1 protein-coding gene and 1 pseudogene are annotated in these 1,850 nt (G+C 44.1%); one reads left to right on the top strand and one right to left on the bottom strand.

The features are described from left to right. Positions 1-86, top strand: a pseudogene (locus CFR79_RS15310) (IS5/IS1182 family transposase); the annotation flags it as partial. Positions 87-188: 102 nt separating this feature from the next. On the opposite strand, the gene CFR79_RS15305 reads toward CFR79_RS15310, so the two are convergent. Further along, positions 189-1,601 carry a DUF2235 domain-containing protein gene (locus CFR79_RS15305; protein ID WP_110548453.1) on the bottom strand — a complete coding sequence of 471 codons (1,413 nt, stop codon included), beginning with the start codon at positions 1,599-1,601 and terminating at the stop codon, positions 189-191. Between the last annotated feature and the right edge of the window lie 249 nt (positions 1,602-1,850).

Here is a 1,850-nt window from a genome sequence, read left to right as displayed (position 1 = left end):
GCGCTATCGCAACCCGCTACGATAAACTGAAATCGACCTTCCTCGCAGCCGTGCAGTTCGCCTCAATCATCATCCTGCTTAACTGACGACACGCCGTAGTTTTTGCAAAGCGGTCATACATTGATCGTCTGATGAGCGCGCATGCTATAACCTACAGCTTCTGATCCTCATAGTTATGCTTAACGGCATTAATGCTTCACGTAAAATTGCTCATCAACTTCTTGCATGCGCACATTATTAACAAACCACCAAAAATGCGCTCGATTATTTTTGTCTATTACTATGCCCAAATCCAAGTGTATACTGTGTCCTTCTGGAATTGAATCTAAAAGGTCAACAGGAATCCCAATCCGACTCTGGGTAACGCCATCTGCGTAATAAGTCAGCAGGTAGCCCATATCGTTGTGCTGTATCTTTACTGTGGGCAACAAGAATGGGGGACGTGAAAAAATTTCAAATTTATTTTGAGAGTGTTTTACAATAAAACGAAGAATATCAAGATGATTCTCTTTGACGCAAACAATATTAGATAAATTTCCTTCAAATTGTAGCGTAAAAATTCGCTTCTTCCACTGTCGTCTGTAATTTTCGGACATTGGCGATATCGGAACAACTTTGGCGTTACGATATTTAGGAGTATTTAGTGTGTTAGGGGCACCAATTCCAATTGCGCGCTCGATCAGCCAACGAGAGTCATTTTTCCCTTCCGAACGCGCATCCCCAGCCACTTCATAACATTGAGGAGCAATTAGTCCCATGCCGGAAAGCAGAGCATTTGTATATGCTACGTATTCTGCACCAATACCTGCGTTGTACGATGCCCCGATGTCAGAGTGCACGCCTGGTCGTTTGATCGTTACGACACGACCGTCTCCATCATTTGATGGATTATCAAGAATTAAATCAAAAAATATTCGGCGTTCATCCTCAGAAACAAAATGATAGAATATATCCGCACGGACAGGCACTTGTAATAGCAAATTTTTTGTTTGTCCGGTCGAGACCGTATCGAAGATAAGAGCATAAAATGTTGGAGAATCACCAGTTTTTCCTTGTTCATCCCAGTGCTGTTCAACTATATTCATAAAATGTCTTGCGGCAGCAGCTCCTCTAGAAAACCCAGAAACAAGCAAGCGAACGTCTGCATTTGGCTGCTGCTCACGAAATTTGGTGATTTCAGAGATAACCTTTTTAGCCGCTTTTTCGGCAGTATCCTTTACAGAATCGCCCCGAGCCTCATCCATAAGTGATCGAAACTTGTTGGGTTCAGTTCCGGCACCAGCATAGTAATGAAAAATAGGTATTTTGAGAATATTTAGTTTGTCATATAGATGGCCTTCTATAGTTTCGTGTAATTCTCCAGACATATGAAACCGGTCGTTCCCAGTTCCATCAAAAAGAATCGTCCCCAATATCACCGGACGGTGGTCGATTGTCTTAGTTAAAATGGGCGTCCAAGTGATCGGCAGAGGTGTGTCCAACTGAGCATAATCGTCAGGAGAAAGCGGTACTGCTTTGTTACTGCTCAGATCACACCCTTCTAAAGAAAAAAGAAAAATGGCCGCTGAGATATATCGGCCCACAAGATGTCTCGTCCACATATAATATTCCTAATTGATGCCAATGATCCACTGACGCCTCCCGCTGGAGCGTCCCCGATCTTCCTGTACTGCGGCAGACCAGATGATACCCCCCACAAATTCAGCCAATCAATCTTACGGCGTGTCGTCAGTTAAGCTCTGAATGTGGCCTGTGAGGGTTGTACTTTGTGTCTGCGTGTGCTGACTGTTTTCCCGTTTTGAGGGAGACAGACAGATGCGGCGCTATAGTTTACGCGATGACCAGTGGGA

The organism is Komagataeibacter saccharivorans (genome assembly GCF_003207825.1).
Classification (GTDB): Bacteria; Pseudomonadota; Alphaproteobacteria; order Acetobacterales; family Acetobacteraceae; genus Komagataeibacter; species Komagataeibacter saccharivorans.
Note: the sequence above shows the minus strand (reverse complement) of the source record. Positions and strands in the feature narration are given on the sequence as shown.

What these genes read in the sequence shown, in the direction of transcription:
- CFR79_RS15305 (WP_110548453.1), bottom strand. Translation starts at nt 1,601, where the DNA reads ATGTGGACGAGACATCTTGTGGGCCGATATATCTCAGCGGCCATTTTT.